Origin of the sequence: Shewanella yunxiaonensis, from assembly GCF_018223345.1 — a bacterium.
GTDB classification, from domain to species: Bacteria; Pseudomonadota; Gammaproteobacteria; order Enterobacterales; family Shewanellaceae; genus Shewanella; species Shewanella yunxiaonensis.
Genome location: NZ_CP073587.1, coordinates 206,906 through 230,458, shown reverse-complemented (window position 1 = coordinate 230,458; position 23,553 = coordinate 206,906). Strand labels below are relative to the sequence as shown.

Here is a 23,553-nt window from a genome sequence, read left to right as displayed (position 1 = left end):
CACTGGATTGCAAAGAAAAAACGGAGAGTAAATGGACTTTCGCATTTTGGTATTGAGTTTGCTGTTTGTTATCACACCAGCGCTCGCCGATACCAATGAAGCTCTGGATGAACTGGTTTCTTTGGTCTATCAATATCCCAGTCAAGCTAACCAACAGTTAGATTCACTGAAAAAGCAATCTCTTGCTGATAAACAGCTATTGCGGCTACAACTGCTAGAATGCGGAGTGCTTTTACAAACAGGCGAACATCAAGCAGCAATTGTCTTGGCGCAAAAAGCTCAGCGCCAAGCAAAACAGCTAAAATTAGAACAAGCACTGCCTTACTTCCAAATCTGTGAAGCAGATGGTTACGGAGATGAAGACGACCTCAAGAAATCCTTTCCTCTTTTGGATTCTGCTATTGATGACGCCAAAAACCGTAACCAACCTCAAGCACTGGTCGGCGCTTTGCGATTAAAAGGTGCTTTTGAATTCAGCATTGGCAATTACACATCTGCCATTGAGAGTCTGCGATTGGCCATTGATGTTTATCCTGACATCAAGAATCAACGAGAAAATTGGACTTGGCCGCCGCTCGCGTACATTTATGCCGATATGGCTGGAGTAATGCACGCGACAGGGGATCTTTCTCAAGCCGATTATTACCTGAACTTAGCGTTAAAACTTCCCGATACTAAAGGAAAAATACAGCAATCTTTGGCAGTCATGAGTGCAAGAGTTGCATTGGATTCCGGTGACAAAAATAAAAGCGTCGAAATGCTGCAAAAAGCCATTAATCTATTGCCTGAAATTGGCTCCTCCATAGAGCACGCATTAAGCCAAGCGCAAATAGGTTCTATTGAATTAAGTTTGGGTAATATCACGGAAGCAGAAGCCTCCGTCACAAGTGCGACTGAAATTTTTAAAAAAAATAATGATTTACTGCAATTACTTCGAGTAAACCGTTTAATGGCTGAAATCCGCCTGGCCCAGAAAAATCCCAAAGCAGCACTAGAATATTTGCAATCATCTGCTGACATTTCAGCACAGCTGGCTCAATTCGATGACCTATCCCGGGCGTATACACTGCAAGCCAAAATTCACGCTCAAAATAAAGACTACAGCGATGCCTACCAAGCTATGCAACTTGCCGTTGAGGCAAATCAAAAGGCGCAAGAAAAACTCAATAATACCCAGTTTATGCAGTACAAAGCCAAGTTGGAGCTACAAGAACAACAACAAACTCAGGCGCAACAGCAAATTCGCGAAGCGACGCTCAATCAGCAGCAACAACTTGATCGTATTTATGCATTGGTTATCTTTCTGCTGTTGGTAATTGCCGGCATGGCCTTATGGGTATTCAGTAAAAGTCGTGGCTGGACGCTAGTCACCAACTTAGCTCAAAGTAATGATGAACAGTTGGCAGAAAGCATGTTGGCTAACGCCAAAAAGACCGGCCAACCGCTCAGCATACTGCTGGTAGATATTCGTCATGTGCGTCAGATTGATTTGCCGGCGTTACAGGACGAGATTGAAAAAAAATTAAGAGAGCAGGATAAGCTGATCCAGCATTCTGCGGAGGAACTACTCGTCATCCTGCCCTATACGTCAAACGCCGGTTCGGAACGTGTCGTTGAGCAACTTGATCCTGTATTACAGCACTGGCATACCAGTAAATCACATGTCGGAATCGCCTCACTGAAGCAGCCCGACACATTACAAACACTGCTCAAAAGGGCGAGTATCAGCCAACTCAGTCGCAGCCGTAATGAGGAGAGTTTTCAGTCTCCGGCCAAGTAAGCCGTGATTTCATCCAAAAAGGGATTGCCAAACCGCGCCAGTTTCCGTTCTCCGACACCATTGATAGCGAGCAGTTCTCTTTCGCTGGTGGGTAATATCGCTGCCATTTCAGCTAGGGTGGCGTCGTTGAAAACCAGATACGGTGGTACATCTAAATCCTCCGCCACACTGCGACGTAACATTTTCAATCTGGCGAATAGCTTTCGATCATAATTTAACGGTGCCTGATGTCCGTGACGACGTCTGGTCACCGGTATTGTCAGTCGCGGTTCGGCCAACATCAGCGCCACATTTCCCTTAAGGACCGGTCTGGCTGCATCATTGAGTGTGAGACATGAGCCGCGAGTGATGTCTTGGTTAATCAGCCCCAGATGGATCAGTTGACGAATAACACTTAACCAATGTTCATGGGATTTATCTTTACCAATCCCCCATGTAGATAATTTATCGTGGCCTCGTTCAACCACGGCCGCAACACTTGCTCCACGCAGCACCTCAATAACATGATTGATACCAAAACGCTGTTTTAAGCGATAGACGCATGACAGTACCTTCTGAGCATCTTCAGTACCGTTATAACGTTTAGGAGGATCTAGGCAGATATCACAGTTGCCGCACGGCTTATCCGCCGTTTCACCGAAATAATGCAGTAGTACCTGTCGACGACAAGTCTGGGCTTCAGCAAACGCCGCCATGGTATTTAACTTATGTAATTCCACATCCTGTTGCGGTCCGGGCGAACCTTGATCAATCAGATGGCGTACACGGCCAATATCCGCCGGTTCAAATAATAATAAAGCCTCGGCTTCCAACCCATCCCGACCGGCTCGTCCCGTTTCTTGATAGTAGGACTCGATGCTTTTAGGCAAATCATAATGCACCACATAACGCACATTGGATTTGTTGATCCCCATACCAAAGGCCACTGTTGCCACCACGATATCCAGTTGGTCTTTCAGAAACCGCTCTTGCACACTACTGCGCGCTTCCTGAGTCATACCAGCATGATATGCCTCAGCAGAAAACCCTTGTTGCCGCAGCCGTTCAGCCACCTCATCCACGCGACGACGACTAGAGCAATACACAATACCTGAGGCCCCTTGCTGCGTTGTAATAAATTGCCGTAGCTGATTAGCCGCATTTAATTTTTCTGCAACGGTATAGCGAATGTTTGGACGGTCAAAACTGGAGAGCAATTCGTATGGATGGATCTGTAGTCGCTGACAAATATCCAACCGCGTAGTTTGATCAGCGGTTGCCGTCAGCGCCATTACCGGGATATGAGGAAATGACTGTTTTAAAATACCGAGCTGAGCGTATTCAGGGCGAAAATCATGACCCCATTGACTGATACAATGGGCTTCATCAATGGCAAACATCGACACGGACAAATGCTGCAGCCGCTCTAGGAAGGTTGGCTGCAATAGCCGCTCGGGTGAGATATAAAGCAGTTGCAGCTCTCGCTCATGCAGTTGTCGCAATATCTGTAGTTGCTGTTCCCGCGGCAAAGATGAATTGAGGTAAGCCGCATTAACCCCCGATTGCAATAAGCTATCGACTTGATCCTTCATTAAGGAGATCAAAGGCGATACCACAATCGTCAATCCCGGCATCAGCAATGCAGGCAACTGGTAACACAGGCTTTTGCCGCCACCGGTGGGCATAACGACCAAGCAATCCTGCCCGCTCAGTATCTGGTCCATCACCTCGCGTTGTCCGAGACGAAAACTTTGATAGCCGAATACTTGACGCAGCATCAGTTCCAATGGCGCTATTGCTGTTTGTGAAAGCATTGCTGAATGCGAAGTAAGAGCGTGTTCCATCATCAATTATTATGGCAAAATTCAGTACTATTTTAACGGACAATTCAACCAGAGCACCAGCCACAATCAGCGTTTTCCGGTGTTGAGATTATTCACTTCTTAAGTGTGCTTGCGTATTCAGTGGCTTGCCCCATACAATCCAGTTCCTAAGTTCTTTTCAAATACTTTCCATGGCTGAATCTGAATACCATAAAGGCATTATTCTGGCACTTTGTGCCTATATTTTTTGGGGATTTGCCCCACTCTATTTTAAATTGCTACATCAGGTATCTCCGATTGAGATCCTTATTCATCGCATCATTTGGTCGTTCCTACTGATGGGGATCATGATGAGTTTTATGGGCGGATTTGGTCAGCTCAGAGCACTATTACGTCGGCCGAAACAGCTGTCAGTACTCCTGGTAACATCAGTTCTGATTGCGGGCAACTGGCTGTTGTTTATCTGGGCAGTCAACAATGATCACCTGTTGGATGCCAGTCTCGGCTATTTTATCAATCCGTTGTTCAACGTGATGCTCGGCCTAATATTTTTGTCTGAAAAGCTCAATCGCTGGCAATGGCTGGCAGTGTTGTTAGCTGCGTCAGGAGTAGCTATTCAATTAATCTCCTTTGGATCTATACCGCTGGTATCTTTAGGCTTGGCGGCCACGTTCGGTTTTTATGCCTTACTGCGCAAAAAGGTCAACATTGACGCTGCCACCGGGCTGTTAGTGGAAACGGCCGTACTGGTGCCACCCGCGATCCTTTATGTGATATGGGGTGATGCACCAACAACCAGCCACATGTTCGCCAATGGCTGGCATTTAAATCTGTTACTGATTGCCGCCGGGATCATCACTACCATTCCTTTACTATGTTTTGCTGGTGCGGCGGTCCGTATTCCTTTAAGTACGCTTGGGTTCTTTCAATATGTCGGTCCCAGTATCATGTTCATTATGGCCATTACCTGGTTCCACGAACGTTTTGATATGGAAAAAAGCGTGACTTTTGGCTTTATCTGGGCAGCGCTGGCGGTCTTCACTAGTAACATGCTGTTAAGGCGTAGACGCCGCTTGTAATGCCCGCAAAAGCGATGAGGGATCAACGGTACTCAGTAACAAGGTGTAGCCTAAATCTGTAGGCACCATTATTACATTATGACTATCGGTGACGGCAGCAAACGCTTTGCTGCCAGAATCCAGTCGAAACCAACCTAAACTATACCCAGGTAATCCAACGCCATTAGTACGCCACGATAAAGCCGGGGTTGCCTTGTCGGCGAGATTAATTGTTTGCGCCTGCTGTAACTGTAGATGGGATAACGCAATACTTTGGCTATATAAAGGCACCTTGATATCCAGTGTTTTCGCGGAAAGCGATAATCCTGCGTTATTGGCTTGCCAGTATATCCAGGTGAAAAAACCTATCGTCGCTAGTAACAGGCCAGCGGAGGTGGCTTTAGCAGTTGCAGGCATTGGTTTGAATAATAAAAACATGAGCAGTGCCAGCAACACTAATAACAAGAGCATGAAGCTGACATGTGCAGTTTTCCCTAGCGGTGCGAGTATAAACCATTGGCTTTCCATGATAAGTACCCGATATCCTGAAGTGTTTGAGACTTATTTTTAGCCAGTCGACATAATATGTCAACTTTTCATTCTTGCATTAAAAAATGCCCTGCGTTGCAGGGCTTTAAGATTAGAGTTCAAGACGTAAAATTTTTGAACGTCGTTGATAGTTGTATAACTGCTTTTTCTTCTGCGGTAAGGCTTCGACTTCCACCATCTCAAAACCATGCTCTAGGAACCAATGAATACTGCGGGTTGTTAGGGCAAACAGATGTGCATACCCTCGCACCTTGGCCTGGTTGATGATGTTTTTCAGCAGCAAACTGCCACGGTCAGCATCACGATAGTCTGGATGGACGACCAGACACGCAAATTCACCGGCATTGTCCTCTTCAAATGGATACAACGCCGCACAACCGATCACTAAACCATCACGTTCGATCACCATGAACTGTTCGATTTCACGTTCCAGTTGCTCACGAGAACGTCTAACCAAAACACCCTGCTCTTCCAACGGCCGGATCAAGTTCAAAATACCGCCGATATCAGTGATAGATGCCCGGCGTAACCGTTCAGCACTTTCAGTGACAATCTGGGTGCCAATCCCTTCACGGGTAAAGAGTTCCTGCAGTAACGCGCCGTCTTCCTGATAACTCACCAGATGACAACGTGGGACACCGGCGCGACTGGCGTCGATACTGGCTTTCAGGAATGCCAGAGTGCCGCGATCAATGTCTTCCTGATCCGCTAGGCTGGTGAGCAGCTTTTGTGCATCATTTGGCATCAATTCAGCGACCACTTCACCGAATTCGTCTTCAATGCCGTGGCGTGATGAAAAACCGATAATTTTGTCTGCTTTCAGTTTAATCGCGACCTGGGTTGCGACCTCTTCTGCAGTTAAGTTAAAGCTTTCGCCAGTAACAGACGCTGCAATCGGCCCCATCAGGACGATACCACCGGTATCAAGCATATGCTTCAGGCCTTGAGTATCGATACGGCGAACTTTGCCTGACAGGCAAAAGTCCACGCCGTTATCCACCCCTAGTGGCTGAGCAATGACAAAATTACCGCTGACAACGTTAATTTGTGCGCCCTGCATTGGCGTATTGGACAGGCTCATGGATAACCTGGCGGTAATATCAAACTGTAGTGAACCGGCTACCTGCTTAATCACCTTGAGCGTACTTTCGTCAGTGATACGCACGCCATTATGATACGCAGGTTCGATATCGTTCTGTGCCAATGCGGCATCAATTTGTGGTCTGGCACCATATACCAACACCACTTTGATCCCCAAGCTGTGCAACAGCGCAACATCATTGATAATTGAACGGAACATTCCGTGGGCAACGGCTTCACCGCCCAGCATTACCACAAATGTCTTGCCGCGATGAGCATTGACATAGGGAGCTGAGTGACGAAAGGAGTCAACCAATTCAGTGGTACGCACCTTGTGTTTTGCCTCTTACAATAGCGATAAAAAGAAAAACATGCGGATAGCATGTATTGCGCGTCATGCTAATGCATTTTAATTCACTTTAAAAGCATTTATTTTCACACCAAATCTGTTGAGTTCTGTTATACCTGCAATATCTGTTGAGTTCTGTTATACCTGCAATAAATGACAACAGTTCGACAGACTTGGCGATCCTATAACAGCCGACGACATTTTGCGCGTTTTCTATCCCATAACAAAAAAGCCCTTCAACATAAGTCAAAGGGCTTTTCAGCATTCGGCATAAAAGCAATTACTTGATTTTAGCTTCTTTGTAGATAACGTGCTGACGGATCACGGGATCAAATTTTTTGATCTCCATTTTCTCTGGCATGTTGCGCTTGTTTTTGTCAGTAGTGTAGAAGTGACCTGTCTTAGCGCTGGATACCAGTTTGATCTTTTCGCGGTTGCCTTTACCTTTAGCCATTTTCTATTACACCTTTTCGCCACGGGCACGAAGTTCAGCTACAACAACTTCGATACCTTTCTTGTCGATAATGCGCATACCTTTGGTAGAAACGCGCAATTGAACAAAACGCTTTTCGTCTTCTAACCAGAAACGATGGTTCTGCAGGTTAGGCAAGAAACGACGACGCGTTGCGTTTTTCGCGTGCGAACGGTTGTTACCAACCATTGGACGCTTGCCAGTAACTTGGCATACTCTAGACATGTCAATCTTCTCCAAAAACAATTTCTAACGCTCGAGCATTCATGTACCCCGTATGGCCGTCGCCCGAGGCACAAAGAGGGCGCATGTTATACTAGATAATTGAATAAAGATCAAGCCAATGATCATTCCAACCACCCGCGCTCAGCGAACGAAACTATCTCACAATCGCCCACAACCATATGATCCAGCAAAGGAACATCAATAGTTGTCAGCGCGTTTTTCAATCGCTCGGTAATTCGCCGATCCGCCAGACTGGGCTCTGCCACGCCAGACGGATGATTATGGCAAACAATGACCGCTGCAGCCTGCTTTTCCAACACCAAACGCACGACTTCTCGCGGATAAACGGAAGCGGCATCCAATGTTCCCCGAAACAGTTCAACGAACTGAATCACCCTGTGCTGGCTGTCCAGCAATAGTACGGCAAACACTTCGTAGGCTCGGTCTGCCAATTGTCTCATTAAATAGTCGCGAGTTAAATCAGGATTTGTCAAAACCGTCCCTCTTTGCAGCTTTTCTCGCGAAATTCTGCGAGAAATCTCTGCTGCCGCCTGCAACTGGGCAAATTTTACCGGTCCAACCCCAGGCAAACGGCAAACCTGTTCAACCGGTGCCGCTAATAATTGTCGCAATGAGCCAAACGTCAGCAGCATATCGCGCGCCATATCCACGGCATTCTGCCCAGGTAAGCCACTGCGTAACAGCACAGCCAATAACTCTGCGTCACTCAGACCACCCGCCCCTTGTTGTAACATTTTTTCCCGAGGCCCTTCACCATCTGGCCAGTCTCTGATTGCCATTGCAGACTCCTTTCCACCGTTCCCACTAAATCCTTAGCAGTTAAGTATGGCCTAACTTTTACCACCTGTGACTGCGACACACCGTATGCTTTATGGTATGTTTAGCGCCAGTTACTCCACCAAGTCGAATCTTCCTATGAGCTTGATGCACAAAAAAATCCTGTTGGGTATTGGCGGTGGTATCGCTGCTTACAAAAGTGCTGATCTGGTGCGCCGATTGAAAGAGCGAGGGGCAGACGTCAGAGTAGTGATGAGTGCCAGTGCCACACAATTCATCACACCGTTGACCTTACAGGCAGTGTCCGGCCATCCCGTTGCAACCGAGTTGCTCGATCCGACTGCTGAAGCGGGAATGAGCCATATTGAGCTGGCACGTTGGGCGGATCTATACATCGTCGCCCCAGCCACCGCTAACCTGCTGGCGCGCTTCAGAGCGGGAATGGCAGATGAATTGATTACGACAATTGCACTTGCCACCGCAGCGCCGCTGGTCGTTTGTCCGGCAATGAACCAACAGATGTATCAGCATCCAGCAACACAAGATAATCTCACGGTATTGGCGGACCGAGGAGTTACCCTTTGGGGACCAGGCGTCGGCAGCCAAGCCTGCGGTGAAATCGGCCCCGGCCGTATGTTGGAACCGTTAGAGATTGCAGAATTAGCGAGTCAATTTTTTACTGCGCCGTTATTACAAGGGCAACGATTACTACTGACCGCGGGCCCGACTCGGGAAGCTATCGATCCGGTGCGTTATATCTCCAATCACAGCTCTGGGAAGATGGGGTTCGCGCTGGCAACTGCAGCGGCGGCGATGGGGGCCGAGGTGACACTGGTAACGGGGCCAGTCAACCTGCCTACGCCGGCTGGGGTAAAGCGCATAGATGTCGAATCGGCAGAACAGATGCTGGCCGCGGTGATGGCTAACATTGCAGAACAACAGATCTTTATCGGCTGCGCGGCAGTCGCAGACTACCGAGTGGCAAATCCGGCTGAAAATAAACTCAAAAAAACCAATGACACCATGCAACTGCAACTGGTCAAAAACCCGGATATTCTGGCTACCGTTGCAGCGCAAACGCCACGCCCATTTACCGTCGGTTTTGCGGCTGAAACCCATAATTTAGCACAATATGCGCTGGATAAGCTCCACCGTAAACAGCTGGATATGATTGCCGCCAATGATGTATCTGTCGCCGGACAAGGGTTTAATGCAGATAACAACGCCCTGAAAGTTTTTACAAAAGATGGCTGTCACGATCTGCCTGCGACAGATAAACTTAACTTGGCAAAACAATTACTGAATCTCATCGTTAACTATAAAAGCAAACCATGAAAACACCGATTGAACTAAAAATTCTTGATGGCCGTATCGGCAGTGAATTTCCGTTGCCAGCTTACGCCACCCCTGGCAGTGCCGGGATGGATCTGCGAGCGATGATCCAGGCGCCGCTGACCGTTGAACCGGGACAAACTGTGCTGATCCCAACGGGCGTCGCTATCCATGTGGCCGATCCGGCGTTAGCTGCCGTTATTCTGCCACGTTCTGGTCTTGGTCATAAAAATGGCATCGTGCTCGGCAATCTTGTCGGCCTTATCGATTCTGATTATCAGGGTCCCTTAATGGTATCCTGCTGGAACCGTGGCAATACACCGTTCAAACTGGAAATTGGTGATCGTTTGGCGCAACTTGTGTTTGTCCCTGTAGTACAAGCGCAATTTGAAGTGGTCGACGAATTTGCAACCTCTGACCGCGGCGAAGGCGGCTTTGGCCATTCTGGTACCAAGTGAGTCTTAGCGCGACCATGACAAAAGAAAAAATCAATCGGCGGGACCATATCCTGCAGAGTCTGGCGCAAATGCTGGAAACTAATCCTGGTCAAAGGATCACTACCGCAAAGCTAGCCTCTGAAGTGGGCGTTTCTGAAGCGGCGCTGTACCGCCATTTCCCCAGCAAGGCACGGATGTTTGAAGGTCTTATCGAATTTATCGAAGAGTCTTTGCTGTCTCGCGCCAATCTGATTATGACGGAAGAAAAGGATACCATGCGACGTTGCCAACTCATGCTGCAACTATTGCTGGTATTTGCCGAGAGAAACCCCGGGATTTCACGCCTACTCAACGGTGATGCGTTGCTCGGCGAACACGAGCGTTTGCGAGAGCGCGTCAATCAAATTTTCGCAAAATTCGAAACTAACTTAAAACAGATACTGCGTGAAAAGTCTTTAAGAGAAGGTCAAAAATTCCATTTAGATGAAGGCATTCTCGCCAATATGTTGTTAGCCGTGGCAGAGGGACGTATTGCACAATTTGTGCGCAGCGAATTCCACCAGAAGCCTACCAAACACTTTGAAGAACAGTGGTTATTTATTCAGAAACAACTGCTGCAAAGTTAAAATTCGCAGACTACAAACAGTAAAAACTGCTTAAGAGGCTTTGATTCAAGATGTTCTCTTACCCAGAACATCTTGAATTGGTGGCTCCCACCCTGGCAATACGCCAACATAGTTATGACAGGCCACCTAAACTATAAAATCAAGCTCGGATTGGGCGTTACACCATCAGACAGTGCAATCCAAACTGGAATAAGGTTGTAAATAATCTCATGAGCAGTCTGCGCTGTTAACATAAAAAGATGACTCATTTCTTTACGATATGAGCCATCTTCCACAATTACTTCATAAGTGAACGCTTATTTCACTTTCCACTCCACTTTTTCACCACCACGAATCGGCACGATGACATTGCTACCAAGCGGCAAAGTAGCAGGAACGTCCCAGCTTTCTTTGACCAGTGTGACGGTATCCTGGTTACGAGGTAAGCCATAAAAGTCAGGACCGTTGAAGCTAGCAAAAGCTTCAAGTGATTCCAGCTTACCCGCTTTATCAAACACTTCTGCGTAAAGCTCCAAAGCTGCATGAGCGGTATAAGATCCTGCACAACCACAGGAGGACTCTTTGCGGTCTTTTGCATGCGGCGCGGAATCAGTTCCCAGAAAAAACTTTTTACAGCCCGATGTTGCGGCGCCAATAAGTGCTTCCTGATGGGTTGCGCGTTTCAAAATTGGCAAACAGTAAAAATGGGGGCGAATACCACCCGCTAACATGTGGTTACGGTTAAACAACAGATGATGCGCAGTGATCGTCGCGGCGACATTGTCTCCGGCGTTCTTCACGAAATTAACGGCATCCACTGTGGTGATATGTTCCAAAATGATTTTCAACTTCGGAAAATCATTTACAACGGGTGCCAGAACGTTTTCCAGGAACGCCTTTTCCCGATCAAAAATATCCACGTCTTTGGTGGTAACTTCTCCATGAACAAGCAGCAGCAGTCCCTCTTCCTGCATGGCGTTGAGTACGGGGTAGATATTCTTGACAGACGTTACGCCGGAATCCGAGTTGGTAGTCGCTCCCGCTGGATAAAGTTTGCAGGCGACAACAATGCCAGAGGCTTTAGCCGTACGAATTTCTTCAGGAGATGTGTTATCTGTCAGATAAAGAGTCATTAATGGCTGGAACTGAGAAGCATGGGGTTGAGCCATAATTCGTTCACGATACTGTTTGGCCAGTTCAGTGGTCGTCACTGGCGGAACAGTGTTAGGCATCACCACCCCGCGTCCATTATAGCGACTGATATCACGCACAGTGTCCGTTAACACTTCACCATCGCGAAGGTGAACATGCCAGTCATCTGGACGAATGATTGTGAGTGTTGTCATAGTGGCTCCCACCAAAAATAGTCAAAGTTTAACGGGCTCTCAGTAAGCTTTACCTTTATGACAAAGACACTTACGTTGAAGCAACAAGATGTATCGCGGAAGTGCTATACAATTTTTTTGTCGCTACCCTAGCAGAAATTTGCAGTTATCGCGTCAGAATATACCAAAAACTAACAGACTTTTTTAGGGCAACGCCTGAAATAGACGCATGGCATGTAACGCCATAACTCGTCAATATGATGCTAAAGAGTGTGCATTTATATAGATTCGCGCTATGATCCGTCCCCCCGATAGAATGTGAGACATATCACAACTGCCGTGATGTGCAGTCGGCCTTTTAGTAGTACCTGCACAGGAGAATCGAAAATGGCGTTATCTGAAGCCGCAAAAACAGTACAAGCCGCACTGATAGAAAAAGGGTTAGAAACACCCATGGTGCCTTGTGACTTATCCAATGGTGAACGCAAAGCCAAAATCGAAGGACATGTGCGCGAAATTCTGCAGTTGATGTCGTTGGATCTTACCGATGATAGCCTGGCAGATACACCTAAGCGTATTGCCAAAATGTACGTCGATGAGATTTTCTCCGGTTTGGATTATAAGAATTTTCCGAAAATCACTCTTATCGACAATAAGATGGGATTCGATGAAATGGTACGCGTGCAGGATATTAGCCTGACCAGTACCTGTGAGCACCACTTGGTGACGATTGATGGCACCGCGACAATTGCCTATCTGCCACGCAAAAAGATCATTGGCCTATCGAAAATTAACCGTATTGTGCGCTTTTTTGCTCAACGGCCGCAGGTGCAAGAACGGTTAACCCAGCAGGTATTAGTGGCACTGCAAGCCTTGCTGGAAACAAAAGATGTGGCCGTCAAAATTGATGCGGTGCATTACTGTGTCAAAGCACGCGGCGTTATGGATTCGACCAGTTCGACTACCACAACGGCGCTGGGAGGTATTTTTAAATCCAATCCCGCAACCCGCGCAGAATTTTTACATCCATTACGTTAACACCCAACGGATGCTGTAACAAAAAAGCCTGGTATATCACCAGGCTTTTTTAATGCGCAGCGAGTAGCTTTAAATACCGTACTGCTCGCGATAGGCTTTTACAGCCGCCAGTTCGCTTTCCATACCTGGCTTTTCACTCAGATAGGCAATCAAATCAGCCAATTTGATAATCGCTACAATGTGGCAACCAAAATCACGCTCAACTTCCTGGATTGCTGATAGCTCTCCGCGGCCCTTTTCTTGACGATCCAGCGCGATCAATACCCCCGCGAGTGATGCCCCATTCGCTTGGATGATCTCCATCGATTCGCGGATTGCGGTACCTGCGGTGATCACGTCGTCAACCAGCATCACCTTACCTTTGAGCTCGCTACCAACCAAGCTACCGCCTTCGCCGTGGTCTTTTTTCTCTTTACGGTTAAAGCAATAGGGAATATCGATATTATGGTGCTCTGCCAACGCTACGGCGGTAGTGGTAGCGATTGGGATGCCTTTATAGGCAGGACCAAATAGCAGGTCATAATCAATCGCGGCATCGACAAGCGCGGCAGCATAGAAGCGTCCCAATCGCGCTAAATCACCACCGGTATTGAACAGTCCGGCGTTGAAGAAATAAGGGCTTTTGCGACCAGATTTAAGGGTAAATTCGCCAAAACGTAATACGTTACGTTGTAAGGCGAATTCGATAAATTCTCGCTGGTAAGGTTTCACATCAATTCCTGTTATTAAGGGGATATCTTGGCGCAGTAGCTTAATTGATTAACTCAACGCCGCTTTTTGCACATCAACGATTTCGCGAATACCGTGTTTGGCCAATTCGAGCAGGCTGGCCAGCTCTTCATGGCTGAACGGCTCACCTTCTGCGGTTCCCTGAATCTCAACGATTTTACCAGTTTCGGTCATGACCACATTCATATCTGTTTCAGCAGCACTATCTTCTACGTACTCCAAATCACATACCGGCTCGCCATCAAAAATGCCGACACTGACAGCTGCAATCAAGAATTTCAACGGATTAGTTTTGATAATACCTTTTGCGCGGGCCCAATTGAGCGCATCAACCAATGCCACACAACCACCAGTGATCGCTGCTGTACGGGTGCCGCCGTCGGCTTGAATAACGTCACAGTCGATGACAATGGTGTTTTCACCCAGCAACTTCATATCAACTGCTGCACGTAAAGAACGACCAATCAAACGTTGGATCTCTTGCGTTCTTCCAGACTGCTTACCGCGTGCTGCTTCACGGTCCATACGACTATGAGTTGAACGTGGCAACATGCCGTATTCTGCAGTCACCCAGCCCTGCCCTTGCCCTTTAAGAAAACGCGGTACACCTTCTTCAAAACTAGCTGTACACAGTACCTTAGTATTGCCAAACTCCACTAACACAGAGCCTTCAGCATGAGCGGTATATTGACGGGTAATGGTAACCGGGCGGTTTTGAGCCGGTGTTCTAGAGCTGGGGCGCATAACAACTTCCTGAATCGAATAAATGTGGCGCTATTATAAGACCTCACTCACACGAGTGCTACGGCGGATGGCCAATACCGGGCTAATGACAGCGATTTCCTTTAACCATAACCGCCAGACGTTTATAATCTTGTACTTATCATGAAATCTGACCTACGGGATATTGATATGATCCACAGCATGACAGCCTATGCCCGCGTTGAGCATAAAGCCACCTGGGGCACCGCGTCTTGGGAAATACGTTCCGTTAACCAGCGTTACCTTGAAACCTATTTAAGATTGCCTGAGCAATTACGTAGCCTTGAACCCATTTTACGCGACAAATTGCGTCAACGGTTAAACCGAGGCAAGGTAGAAGTTAACCTGCGTTATGAACTTAAGGGCGATCAGCAAAACCAACTAACACTCAACGAGGACTTGGCGCGGCAACTGCTAAAAGCTGCACAGTGGGTCAAAGACGAAGCGAGTGAGGGTCGTTTGGAGTTATTGGATATTCTGCGCTGGCCTGGCGTGATGTCGGCACAAGAGCAGGACATGGATGCGATTGGCGTGGAACTGTTAGCAGCATTCGATAGCGCTATTGACCAATTCCTCGAAGCCAGAGCACGCGAAGGACAGGCAATTAACACTATGTTGCTCAGTCGATTGGAAGGTGTAGAGCAGCAAATTGCTATCGTTCGACAACAGATGCCCAAAGTTATCGAATGGCAACGGGAAAAGATGACAAGCCGCTTAAGTGAGGTTAAGGGAGAATTAGACCCTACCCGCATCGAACAAGAGATGGTACTCACCGCGCAAAAGCTCGATGTCGCAGAGGAGATGGACCGCTTGGAAGCGCACGTGAAAGAAGCTCGGCGTATTCTAAAAAAAGGTGGTGCAGAAGGCCGCAGACTGGATTTCATGATGCAAGAATTCAATCGTGAATCGAACACCCTAGCGTCTAAATCCATCAGTACAGAAACCACTGCCGCCGCGGTCGAATTAAAAGTATTGATTGAACAGATGCGCGAGCAGATCCAGAACGTTGAATGATCGACATCTTCTTTTATAAGTAACAAAAAGCCGGGCCTAAGCCCGGCTTTTTTCATCCTGAAGTTCGCTTATTCAGCGGCAGCTTCAACTTCTACAGCTTCAGCAGCTTCTGGACGACCTACTAACTCGATGTAAGCCATAGGGGCTTTATCACCGGTACGCAGACCACATTTCAGGATACGGGTGTAACCACCCTGACGTTCCAGGTAGCGAGGACCCAGTTCGTTAAACAATTTACCAACGACGCTTTCGTCGCGGGTGCGGGCAAACGCCAGTCGACGATTTGCAACGCTGTCACTCTTAGCAAGTGTAATCAAAGGTTCAACTACGCGACGCAGTTCCTTTGCCTTCACCAGAGTCGTCACGATAACTTCGTGACGAACCAGTGAACTTGCCATGTTACGGAACATGGCCTGGCGGTGGCTGCTGTTGCGGTTAAGTTGACGACCACTCTTACGATGGCGCATGACTTAATCCTTATAACCTAAATCTGTACAAGTCAGAGACTTACAGGTCATCTGCTAAACTGGCAGGTGGCCAGTTTTCCAGACGCATACCTAATGAAAGTCCACGAGAAGCCAAGACGTCCTTGATCTCGGTAAGAGACTTCTTACCCAAGTTAGGCGTTTTGAGCAACTCTACTTCTGTACGTTGTACCAGATCACCGATGTAATGAATCGCTTCGGCTTTCAGACAGTTAGCCGAACGTACAGTGAGCTCTAAATCGTCGACAGGACGCAACAATATCGGATCGAATTCCGGTTTCTCTTCTTTCTTCTCTGGCTCAGAAACATCACGCAGTTCTACAAAGGCATCCAGCTGTTCAGCCAGAATGGTTGCAGAGCGGCGAATGGCTTCTTCAGGGTCGATAGTACCGTTAGTGGTCATATCGATAACCAGTTTGTCCAGGTCTGTACGCTGTTCAACACGGGCCGCTTCTACATTGTAGGCGATGCGTTCAACAGGTGAAAAAGAAGCATCGACCAGCAAACGGCCGATAGGACGATCGTCTTCCTCGGTCTGCGCGCGAGCTGAAGCAGGCACATAACCACGGCCACGTTCAACACGGATGCGCATACTGATACCGTGATTACCTGTCAAATGACAGATAACGTGATCAGGATTTACGATAGTCACATCACCATCATGGGTGATGTCTGCAGCGGTAACAGGGCCTGCGCCGGTTTTGCTCAGGGTGAGCAAAGCCTCGTCTTTACCCTCAATGATGACCGCCAACCCTTTGAGGTTCAGCAATATCTCGAGGATATCTTCTTGTACGCCTTCCTTACTGCTGTATTCGTGCAGTACACCGTCGATCTCGACTTCGGTAACCGCGCAGCCGGGCATAGACGACAATAGGATGCGACGCAACGCGTTACCCAGAGTATGACCAAAACCACGCTCCAGCGGCTCCAGTGTTACCTTGGCACGAGTTGGGTTAACCTGCTCGATATCTACGAGACGCGGTTTAAGAAATTCTGTAACAGAACCCTGCATTGTGTCCTCTCTTGTTAGTTAGCCTTACTTAGAGTAAAGCTCGACGATCAGCTGTTCGTTAATTTCCGCAGACAAATCGCTACGTTCTGGAATGCGCTTGAAAGCACCTTCCATTTTGGCGCTGTCGACTTCAATCCAGGTAGGCTTTTCGCGTTGACCAGCCACTTCCAGAGCAGCTTTAATACGAGCTTGCTTCTGTGACTTTTCACGCACGCTTACCACATCATTCGCAGACACTTTGAATGACGGAATGTTAACAACACGACCGTTTACCATAATTGATTTATGGCTAACCAGCTGACGTGCTTCTGCACGAGTCGCACCGAACCCCATACGATAAACAACGTTATCCAGGCGGGTTTCCAAAAGTTGCAACAGGTTTTCACCAGTGTTGCCTTTCAGACGTGCAGCTTCTTTGTAATAGTTACGGAATTGCTTTTCCAACACACCGTAAATACGACGAACTTTTTGTTTTTCACGTAGCTGTAAACCATAATCTGACAGACGTGGCTTGCGAGCGCCATGCTGTCCAGGTGCTGTTTCCAGCTTACACTTCGAATCGATTGCTCTCACACCGCTTTTCAGGAACAGGTCTGTACCTTCCCTACGGCTGAGCTTGAGCTTGGGACCCAAGTATCTTGCCATGATCTTTCTCCAACTATCCTAATGAATCGCCGATTACACGCGGCGTTTTTTAGGAGGACGACAACCGTTATGAGGGATAGGCGTCACATCAGTGATGTTGGTAATTTTATAACCAACAGCGTTCAGCGCACGGATGGCTGATTCACGACCTGGACCTGGACCCTTCACGAAAACTTCAAGATGTTTAACACCGTAATCCTGAGCTGCAGTACCTGCGCGCTCAGCAGCGACCTGGGCTGCAAACGGAGTAGATTTACGTGAACCACGGAAACCTGAACCACCGGCAGTTGCCCAAGCCAAGGCGTTACCTTGACGGTCTGTGATAGTTACAATTGTGTTGTTGAAAGAAGCATGGATATGGGCCATGCCATCCGCAACCTGTTTACGTACGCGCTTGCGCGGAGAACGTGACGGAACTTTAGCCATTGTCTACCTTCCCGTTACTTCTTAATTGGTTTACGTGGACCTTTGCGGGTACGCGCATTGGTCTTAGTACGTTGCCCACGAACAGGCAGGCTACGACGATGGCGAAGACCACGATAACAACCAAGGTCCATCAGACGCTTGATGTTCATAGAAACTTCACGTCGCAAGTCACCTTCTACTGAGTATTTGGCAACTTCTTCGCGTAGGGTATCGATTTGAGCGTCGCTCAATTCCTTGATCTTTGCATCTTCAGCAATAGAAGTAGCCGCGCAGATTGCTTTAGCGCGGGTACGACCGATGCCGTAGATAGCAGTCAAAGCGATGACTGCATGCTTCTGATCAGGAATGTTAATGCCAGCGATACGGGCCACTATGCACTCCTTAAGTTAAAGGCCATCTGTGAAAAGCCCGATAGGATACTCAACAGACGACTAATTTGCAAACAAATTTTAATGGCCAGTCCCAAAAGGACTGGCCGGGGTTCCATCAGCCTTGACGCTGCTTGTGTTTTGGTTCAACACAGATTACGCGTACAACGCCGTTACGTTTGACGATCTTGCAGTTACGGCAGATCTTCTTCACGGAAGTTCGAACTTTCATTTCATCACTCCGTAAAGCTAACTTAACGACCGAAGCGATCGAAATTCGCTTTGGTCACCAGATTAGCTTTCTTCATCACAGACTCATATTGATGAGACATCATATGGGTCTGAACCTGAGCCATGAAGTCCATGATCACTACCACCATAATCAGAAGTGAAGTACCACCGAAGTAGAACTGCACTTTCCAGGTGATTAACATGAACTCCGGAATTAAACAGATAAAGGTGATATACAACGCACCGGCCAAGGTCAGGCGGGTCATCACTTTATCTATGTATCGCGAAGTCTGTTCGCCGGGACGGATCCCTGGAATGAACGCACCACTCTTCTTCAAGTTATCTGCTGTCTCACGTGGATTGAAAACCAACGCAGTATAGAAGAAACAGAAGAAGATAATCGCTGCCGCATACAACAATGAGTACAACGGCTGTCCAGGAGACACTGCTAGGGAGAAATCACTCAACCATGACAATGCTGGATTTTGTCCGAACCACTGTGCCAGTGTACCCGGGAACAAAATAATACTGGACGCGAAAATCGGTGGAATTACCCCAGCCATGTTCACTTTCAGTGGCAAGTGAGTAGATTGCGCAGCAAACACCTTACGGCCTTGCTGACGCTTCGCGTAGTTAACAACGATACGACGTTGACCACGCTCTACAAACACCACGAAATAAGTGACGGCGAAGACAATCACACCAATCAACAGCAACACCAATACGTTCAAGTCGCCTTGACGAGCCTGTTCAGCAGTTTTTCCGATTGCATTAGGCAATCCAGCCACGATACCTGAAAAAATCAGGATAGAGATACCGTTACCGATGCCACGCTCAGTGATTTGTTCACCAAGCCACATCAGGAACATAGTACCTGTAACTAAACTGGTAACTGCAACAAAGTAAAAACCAAAACCTGGATTTACTACCAAGCCTTGGACCAAATTTGGTAACCCTGTTGCAATACCAATAGACTGGAACGTGGCCAGAACCAACGTGCCCCATCGGGTGTACTGACTGATTTTTTTACGTCCTGACTCACCTTCCTTTTTCAGTTCAGCGAGCGCAGGATGCACCACAGTCAGCAACTGCATAATGATCGATGCCGAGATGTAAGGCATGATCCCCAATGCAAAAACGGACGCACGGGAAAGAGCACCACCAGAGAACATGTTAAACATGCCTAAGATGGTACCCTTCTGCTGAGCAAAAAGCTCTGCCAATACAGCGGCATCAATACCAGGAATTGGCACAAAGGAACCGGCACGGAACACAATAATTGCACCAATCACGAACAGGAGGCGAGCTTTCAGTTCAGAGAGTCCACCTTTCGCGCTTTTTAAATCAAGTCCTGGTTTTGCCATCGACGTATTATTCCTCGATCTTTCCACCGGCAGCTTCAATTGCTGCACGTGCACCTTTGGTAACCTTGAGACCGCGAACGGTCACTGGGCGCTCAATGGTACCTGAAAGAACAATTTTCGCAAACTGGATGTTGCGAGTTATGAGATTCGCATCTTTCAGTGCGTTCAGGTCGACAACATCACCGTTAACTTGTGCCAGTTCGCCGATGCGAACTTCAGCAGTTACCATAGCGATACGCGAGGTAAAGCCAAATTTAGGCAAACGGATTTTCAACGGCATCTGACCGCCTTCAAAACCGATGCGAACCTTGCCGCCACTACGTGACTTAAGACCTTTATGGCCACGGCCAGCAGTTTTACCTAAACCAGAACCAATACCACGGCCTACGCGCTTACCAGAGGCTTTAGAGCCTGCTGCTGGAGATAAAGTATTCAGACGCATTGATTAGTCCTCCACCTTTACCATGTAGTAGACCTTACTGATCATACCGCGGATTGCTGGAGTATCTTCCAGTTCTACAGTGTGACCAATACGACGCAGACCGAGACCAGTTAAGGTCGCTTTGTGCTTCGGCAGACGACCGATTGCACTTTTAGTCTGGGTTACTTTAATTGTTTTAGTAGCCATCGTGCATTACCCCCGAATTTCGTCAACATTCAGGCCACGCTTAGCTGCGATCTGAGCAGGTGATTTCATATTCACCAGCGCATCTACAGTTGCACGAACGATGTTGATCGGGTTAGTAGAGCCGTATGCTTTTGACAGAACGTTATGAACGCCTGCTACTTCCAATACAGCACGCATCGCGCCACCGGCGATAATACCGGTACCCTCTGAAGCTGGTTGCATATAAACACGTGAACCTGAATGACGTCCCTTCACCGGATGGTGCAGAGTGCCTTCGTGCAGTTCAACGTTAACCATGCTGCGACGGGCTTTTTCCATTGCTTTTTGAATAGCAGCTGGAACTTCGCGCGCTTTACCGTAGCCGAAGCCGACCTTACCGTTACCGTCACCCACTACTGTCAGTGCGGTAAAACTGAAGATACGACCACCTTTAACTACTTTAGAAACACGATTGACTGCAATCAGCTTTTCTTGCAGATCGTCTTTCTGCTGAGTTTCTACTTTAGCCATTGTGTTAACCCCTTAGAACTGGAGGCCAGCTTCACGAGCGGCTTCTGCCAGAGCAGCAACACGACCGTGATACTTGAAACCAGAACGATCGAAAGCCACCACAGTGACACCTTTCTCGATCGCGCGTTCAGCAATAGCTTTGCCTACTGCCTTTGCCGCATCTACGTTGCCGGTATATTTCAGCTGCTCTTTTACCGCACTTTCGACGGTAGACGCAGCAGCAACCACCTGAGCTTCAGGGTTGATTACCTGAGCGTAAATGTGACGCGGTGTACGATGTACAACCAGACGGTTAACGCCCAGCTCTTGGATCTTCTTGCGGGTGCGAGTGGCACGGCGCAAGCGAGAAGTTTTCTTATCCATATCGCGTTACCTTACTTCTTCTTAGCCTCTTTACGGCGTACGTTTTCGTCATCGTAGCGAACACCCTTGCCTTTATAAGGCTCTGGTGGACGATAACCACGAATTTCAGCCGCAACCTGACCTACCAGTTCTTTGTCGATACTTTTCAGTACGATGTCAGTCTGGCTTGGGCATTCAGCTGTAACGCCTGCTGGCAATTTGTGAACCAGTGGATGAGAGAAACCTAAAGTCAGGTCCAGGTCGCTGCCAGTTACTTTGGCACGATAACCTACACCTACCAGTTTCAGTTTCTTTTCAAAACCTTGAGTTACACCAACAACCATGTTGTTGACCAAGGCGCGGGCTGTACCAGCCTGTGCCCAAGCGTTTTCGTAACCTTCTACAGGGCCAAATGTCACATGGCCATTGTCAACGGTTACGTTAACAGCGCTGTTGATTACTCGAGTCAGACTGCCTTTACCGCCTTTCACGGTAATGCTGTGATCTTTTAAAGTCACCTCTACGCCGGCAGGAATAGAGACTGGTGCTTTTGCTACACGAGACATTCCTAGCTCCTTATGCTACGTAGCAGATAACCTCACCACCCATGCCTGCGAGGCGGGCGGCACGATCAGTCATCAGGCCTTTAGAAGTGGACACAATTGCGACACCCAGTCCGCCCATCACTTTTGGCAATTCGTCTTTACCTTTGTAAATACGAAGACCAGGACGGCTTACGCGCTGGATAGTCTCAACAACGGGTTTGCCCTGGAAATACTTCAGAGTGATTTCCAGTTCAGGCTTATTGCCTTCGTCTGCTACGGCGTAGTCAGTGATATAACCTTCTTCCTTCAGCACTTTTGCAATCGCAACTTTCAGCTTAGCGGAAGGCATCTTCACAGATACTTTGTTAGCAGCTTGGCCGTTACGGATACGGGTTAACATATCCGCAATAGGATCTTGCATGCTCATATTAGCTTACTCCGTGACTAGGGCTTACCAGCTGGCCTTACGCAGACCAGGAACTTCACCGCGCATGGTGGCTTCACGCAGTTTGATACGGCTCAGGCCGAACTTGCGCAGGTAACCATGTGGGCGACCAGTTTGATTACAACGGTTGCGTTGACGCGAACTGCTGGAATCACGTGGTAAAGCTTGCAGCTTCAGGACAGCGTCCCAACGCTCTTCGTCAGAAGTAGCTGGGCTTGCGATCAAAGCCTTCAGCGCTGCACGCTTTTCAGCGTACTTGGCCACGAGTTTGGCACGCTTTACTTCACGTGCTTTCATTGATTGTTTTGCCATTACGCTACCCCTTATTTCTTGAATGGGAAGTTAAAAGCGTTCAACAAAGCACGACCTTCTTCGTCAGTCTTCGCTGAGGTAGTGATAACAATATCCATACCGCGAATTTTATCGATTTTATCGTAATCGATTTCTGGGAAGATGATCTGCTCACGTACGCCCATAGCGTAGTTGCCGCGACCGTCAAATGACTTTGAACTCAGACCACGGAAGTCACGAATACGGGGAATAGCGATATCAATCAAACGCTCCAAGAATTCCCACATACGTTCGCCGCGCAGGGTCACTTTACAACCAATAGGGTAGCCTTCACGGATTTTAAAGCCTGCAACTGATTTGCGAGCAACAGTTACGATTGGCTTTTGACCAGCGATAGCAGTCATATCACGGACAGCATTTTCCATGATTTTTTTGTCGGCAACTGCTTCGCCTACACCCATGTTCAGGGTGATTTTTTCAATCCGAGGGACTTGCATGACACTGGAATAACTGAACTTATTAGTTAGCTCAGCGATAACAGTCTCTTTGTACTTATCATGCAGTTTCGCCATCGTTTACTCCGATTACTTAACGAGTTCACTATTCGATTTAAAGAAACGGACTTTCTTACCGTCTTCAAATCGGAAACCAACACGATCTCCCTTGCCAGTAGCAGGGTTAAAGATCGCAACATTAGATGCTTGAATCGGCGCTTCTTTTTCAACAATACCACCAATAACACCCAACTGAGGGTTAGGCTTCTGATGTTTCTTGATGACGTTAACGCCTTCAACAATCAACTTACCAGTAGGCAGAACCTGGGTAACTTTACCGCGTTTACCCTTGTCTTTACCGGCCAGTACGACTACTTCGTCTTCACGACGGATTTTTGCTGCCATTTTGAAG

32 protein-coding genes are annotated in these 23,553 nt (G+C 47.8%); 7 read left to right on the top strand and 25 right to left on the bottom strand.

Annotation, left to right across the window (positions count from 1 at the left end; genetic code table 11):
• Positions 1–31: 31 nt before the first annotated feature.
• Positions 32–1,780 (top strand): hypothetical protein, encoded by a 1,749-nt coding sequence (locus KDN34_RS01165; protein ID WP_212595137.1) that lies wholly within the window; start codon positions 32–34, stop codon positions 1,778–1,780.
• Here KDN34_RS01165 and recQ read toward each other — a convergent pair.
• Positions 1,762–3,573, bottom strand: a complete 1,812-nt coding sequence (recQ, locus tag KDN34_RS01160; RefSeq protein ID WP_228730389.1) for a DNA helicase RecQ — start codon at positions 3,571–3,573, stop codon at positions 1,762–1,764. The genes KDN34_RS01165 and recQ overlap by 19 nt on opposite strands.
• 200 nt (positions 3,574–3,773) lie before the next feature.
• On the opposite strand from recQ, the gene rarD reads away from it, so the two are divergent.
• Positions 3,774–4,661: an EamA family transporter RarD gene (gene rarD, locus KDN34_RS01155; protein ID WP_212595136.1), complete on the top strand. Its 888-nt coding sequence runs from the start codon at positions 3,774–3,776 to the stop codon at positions 4,659–4,661.
• On the opposite strand, the gene KDN34_RS01150 is transcribed toward rarD, so the two are convergent.
• From KDN34_RS01150 to radC, 5 genes are all read right to left on the bottom strand, one after another.
• Positions 4,638–5,168, bottom strand: a complete 531-nt coding sequence (locus KDN34_RS01150; protein WP_212595135.1) for a PH domain-containing protein — start codon at positions 5,166–5,168, stop codon at positions 4,638–4,640. The genes rarD and KDN34_RS01150 overlap by 24 nt on opposite strands.
• A 112-nt stretch (positions 5,169–5,280) precedes the next feature.
• A complete protein-coding gene (gene argA / locus KDN34_RS01145; protein ID WP_212595134.1) occupies positions 5,281–6,600 on the bottom strand; it encodes an amino-acid N-acetyltransferase in 1,320 nt (439 codons plus the stop codon).
• A 298-nt stretch (positions 6,601–6,898) separates the two neighbouring features.
• Complete coding sequence (rpmG, locus tag KDN34_RS01140; RefSeq protein ID WP_133040119.1) at positions 6,899–7,072, bottom strand: 50S ribosomal protein L33; 174 nt, start codon at positions 7,070–7,072, stop codon at positions 6,899–6,901.
• A gap of 6 nt (positions 7,073–7,078) precedes the next feature.
• The gene (rpmB, locus tag KDN34_RS01135; protein ID WP_028769274.1) at positions 7,079–7,315 is read right to left on the bottom strand and encodes a 50S ribosomal protein L28; all 237 of its coding nucleotides are present in this window, start codon (positions 7,313–7,315) and stop codon (positions 7,079–7,081) included.
• A 122-nt stretch (positions 7,316–7,437) separates the two neighbouring features.
• Positions 7,438–8,115, bottom strand: coding sequence for a RadC family protein (radC, locus tag KDN34_RS01130; RefSeq protein WP_212595133.1), 678 nt, complete (start codon positions 8,113–8,115; stop codon positions 7,438–7,440).
• A gap of 136 nt (positions 8,116–8,251) precedes the next feature.
• Between radC and coaBC the strand changes: the two genes are divergently transcribed.
• Genes coaBC through slmA form a run of 3 tightly spaced genes read left to right on the top strand, consistent with a single transcriptional unit; the run spans position 8,252 to position 10,508 of the window.
• Positions 8,252–9,448 (top strand): bifunctional phosphopantothenoylcysteine decarboxylase/phosphopantothenate--cysteine ligase CoaBC, encoded by a 1,197-nt coding sequence (coaBC, locus tag KDN34_RS01125; RefSeq protein ID WP_212595132.1) that lies wholly within the window; start codon positions 8,252–8,254, stop codon positions 9,446–9,448.
• The gene (gene dut / locus KDN34_RS01120) at positions 9,445–9,903 is read left to right on the top strand and encodes a dUTP diphosphatase (RefSeq protein WP_212595131.1); all 459 of its coding nucleotides are present in this window, start codon (positions 9,445–9,447) and stop codon (positions 9,901–9,903) included. Before coaBC ends, dut begins: the two co-directional genes overlap by 4 nt.
• Positions 9,904–9,917: 14 nt before the next feature.
• Positions 9,918–10,508, top strand: a complete 591-nt coding sequence (gene slmA, locus KDN34_RS01115) for a nucleoid occlusion factor SlmA (RefSeq protein ID WP_212595130.1) — start codon at positions 9,918–9,920, stop codon at positions 10,506–10,508.
• 296 nt (positions 10,509–10,804) lie between these two features.
• On the opposite strand, the gene pyrC is transcribed toward slmA, so the two are convergent.
• Complete coding sequence (pyrC, locus tag KDN34_RS01110; protein ID WP_212595129.1) at positions 10,805–11,833, bottom strand: dihydroorotase; 1,029 nt, start codon at positions 11,831–11,833, stop codon at positions 10,805–10,807.
• 366 nt (positions 11,834–12,199) lie between these two features.
• On the opposite strand from pyrC, the gene folE reads away from it, so the two are divergent.
• Positions 12,200–12,850: a GTP cyclohydrolase I FolE gene (gene folE, locus KDN34_RS01105; RefSeq protein WP_212595128.1), complete on the top strand. Its 651-nt coding sequence runs from the start codon at positions 12,200–12,202 to the stop codon at positions 12,848–12,850.
• A gap of 69 nt (positions 12,851–12,919) precedes the next feature.
• Here the strand turns inward: folE and pyrE are convergent, their stop codons facing one another.
• Positions 12,920–13,561, bottom strand: coding sequence for an orotate phosphoribosyltransferase (gene pyrE / locus KDN34_RS01100; protein ID WP_212595127.1), 642 nt, complete (start codon positions 13,559–13,561; stop codon positions 12,920–12,922).
• 48 nt (positions 13,562–13,609) lie between these two features.
• Positions 13,610–14,323 (bottom strand): ribonuclease PH, encoded by a 714-nt coding sequence (gene rph / locus KDN34_RS01095; protein WP_212595126.1) that lies wholly within the window; start codon positions 14,321–14,323, stop codon positions 13,610–13,612.
• Positions 14,324–14,491: 168 nt separating this feature from the next.
• Here rph and KDN34_RS01090 point away from each other — a divergent pair, with 168 nt between their 5' ends.
• Positions 14,492–15,355 (top strand): YicC/YloC family endoribonuclease, encoded by an 864-nt coding sequence (locus tag KDN34_RS01090; RefSeq protein WP_212596475.1) that lies wholly within the window; start codon positions 14,492–14,494, stop codon positions 15,353–15,355.
• A 68-nt stretch (positions 15,356–15,423) separates the two neighbouring features.
• On the opposite strand, the gene rplQ is transcribed toward KDN34_RS01090, so the two are convergent.
• The 16 genes from rplQ to rplX form a co-directional block, all read right to left on the bottom strand.
• On the bottom strand, positions 15,424–15,822 hold the full coding sequence (gene rplQ / locus KDN34_RS01085) for a 50S ribosomal protein L17 (protein WP_212595125.1): 399 nt from the start codon (positions 15,820–15,822) through the stop codon (positions 15,424–15,426).
• A 40-nt stretch (positions 15,823–15,862) separates the two neighbouring features.
• On the bottom strand, positions 15,863–16,852 hold the full coding sequence (locus KDN34_RS01080) for a DNA-directed RNA polymerase subunit alpha (protein ID WP_212595124.1): 990 nt from the start codon (positions 16,850–16,852) through the stop codon (positions 15,863–15,865).
• A gap of 24 nt (positions 16,853–16,876) precedes the next feature.
• Positions 16,877–17,497, bottom strand: a complete 621-nt coding sequence (gene rpsD, locus KDN34_RS01075; protein ID WP_212595123.1) for a 30S ribosomal protein S4 — start codon at positions 17,495–17,497, stop codon at positions 16,877–16,879.
• Positions 17,498–17,530: 33 nt separating this feature from the next.
• Complete coding sequence (gene rpsK, locus KDN34_RS01070; RefSeq protein WP_133040253.1) at positions 17,531–17,923, bottom strand: 30S ribosomal protein S11; 393 nt, start codon at positions 17,921–17,923, stop codon at positions 17,531–17,533.
• A 14-nt stretch (positions 17,924–17,937) separates the two neighbouring features.
• The gene (gene rpsM / locus KDN34_RS01065; RefSeq protein ID WP_212595122.1) at positions 17,938–18,294 is read right to left on the bottom strand and encodes a 30S ribosomal protein S13; all 357 of its coding nucleotides are present in this window, start codon (positions 18,292–18,294) and stop codon (positions 17,938–17,940) included.
• Between the two features lie 115 nt (positions 18,295–18,409).
• Positions 18,410–18,523 carry a 50S ribosomal protein L36 gene (gene rpmJ / locus KDN34_RS01060; RefSeq protein WP_212595121.1) on the bottom strand — a complete coding sequence of 38 codons (114 nt, stop codon included), beginning with the start codon at positions 18,521–18,523 and terminating at the stop codon, positions 18,410–18,412.
• Between the two features lie 22 nt (positions 18,524–18,545).
• Positions 18,546–19,886, bottom strand: coding sequence for a preprotein translocase subunit SecY (secY, locus tag KDN34_RS01055; RefSeq protein ID WP_212595120.1), 1,341 nt, complete (start codon positions 19,884–19,886; stop codon positions 18,546–18,548).
• A gap of 7 nt (positions 19,887–19,893) precedes the next feature.
• On the bottom strand, positions 19,894–20,328 hold the full coding sequence (gene rplO, locus KDN34_RS01050; protein ID WP_212595119.1) for a 50S ribosomal protein L15: 435 nt from the start codon (positions 20,326–20,328) through the stop codon (positions 19,894–19,896).
• A 3-nt stretch (positions 20,329–20,331) separates the two neighbouring features.
• The gene (rpmD, locus tag KDN34_RS01045) at positions 20,332–20,514 is read right to left on the bottom strand and encodes a 50S ribosomal protein L30 (protein WP_212595118.1); all 183 of its coding nucleotides are present in this window, start codon (positions 20,512–20,514) and stop codon (positions 20,332–20,334) included.
• Positions 20,515–20,520: 6 nt separating this feature from the next.
• Positions 20,521–21,024 carry a 30S ribosomal protein S5 gene (rpsE, locus tag KDN34_RS01040; protein ID WP_212595117.1) on the bottom strand — a complete coding sequence of 168 codons (504 nt, stop codon included), beginning with the start codon at positions 21,022–21,024 and terminating at the stop codon, positions 20,521–20,523.
• A gap of 12 nt (positions 21,025–21,036) precedes the next feature.
• Positions 21,037–21,387, bottom strand: coding sequence for a 50S ribosomal protein L18 (gene rplR, locus KDN34_RS01035; protein ID WP_212595116.1), 351 nt, complete (start codon positions 21,385–21,387; stop codon positions 21,037–21,039).
• Positions 21,388–21,398: 11 nt separating this feature from the next.
• On the bottom strand, positions 21,399–21,932 hold the full coding sequence (rplF, locus tag KDN34_RS01030; RefSeq protein ID WP_212595115.1) for a 50S ribosomal protein L6: 534 nt from the start codon (positions 21,930–21,932) through the stop codon (positions 21,399–21,401).
• Between the two features lie 10 nt (positions 21,933–21,942).
• Positions 21,943–22,338, bottom strand: coding sequence for a 30S ribosomal protein S8 (rpsH, locus tag KDN34_RS01025; RefSeq protein ID WP_212595114.1), 396 nt, complete (start codon positions 22,336–22,338; stop codon positions 21,943–21,945).
• Positions 22,339–22,362: 24 nt separating this feature from the next.
• On the bottom strand, positions 22,363–22,668 hold the full coding sequence (gene rpsN / locus KDN34_RS01020; RefSeq protein ID WP_212595113.1) for a 30S ribosomal protein S14: 306 nt from the start codon (positions 22,666–22,668) through the stop codon (positions 22,363–22,365).
• 11 nt (positions 22,669–22,679) lie between these two features.
• On the bottom strand, positions 22,680–23,219 hold the full coding sequence (rplE, locus tag KDN34_RS01015; RefSeq protein ID WP_212595112.1) for a 50S ribosomal protein L5: 540 nt from the start codon (positions 23,217–23,219) through the stop codon (positions 22,680–22,682).
• A gap of 12 nt (positions 23,220–23,231) precedes the next feature.
• Positions 23,232–23,546 (bottom strand): 50S ribosomal protein L24, encoded by a 315-nt coding sequence (gene rplX / locus KDN34_RS01010; RefSeq protein ID WP_212595111.1) that lies wholly within the window; start codon positions 23,544–23,546, stop codon positions 23,232–23,234.
• Positions 23,547–23,553 lie beyond the last annotated feature (7 nt).